2 pseudogenes are annotated in these 450 nt (G+C 53.6%); both read left to right on the top strand.

Features of this window, described 5'->3' with window-relative positions:
- A pseudogene (locus ACTHUE_RS20385) lies at nucleotides 1-338 on the top strand (outer membrane protein assembly factor BamE); the annotation flags it as partial.
- A 12-nt stretch (nucleotides 339-350) separates the two neighbouring features.
- A pseudogene (locus tag ACTHUE_RS20390) lies at nucleotides 351-450 on the top strand (4-hydroxy-tetrahydrodipicolinate reductase); the annotation flags it as partial.

Below are 450 nucleotides of genomic sequence, written 5' to 3' on the forward strand. Positions count from 1 at the left end.
GTGCCGAGCGCGTATCCAACTTTCCATCCTAACAACTTACAATCATTCAAGCTAACGAGCTCCATCCGCGCGCCGTGGTTTCCATGCGCCAAGGTATGACCCGTGCCCAAGTCCAACTGCTGCTCGGTACGCCACTCCTGCGCGACGACTTCCATGCAGACCGCTGGGATTACACTTTCAACACCAGCCGCAACGGCATCATCAAAGAACAAAGCAACCTGACCCTGTACTTTGAAAACGATGTCCTAACACGCGCCGAAGGTGATGCCATTCAGAAATCCATCGAAGCGGTTCAAGCCGGACAAAACATCGTTCCGACCACCGAAAACAAGCCGTAATAAGGAAGCCCCATGAGTGTATTGAAGATCGCCATTGCCGGCGTGAACGGCTGCATGGGTCGCGTTTTGGTTGAAGCGGTCGAAAACCATCACGATGCAGGCCTTTACGGAG

It is taken from the genome of Neisseria sp. P0021.S005 (assembly GCF_051956955.1).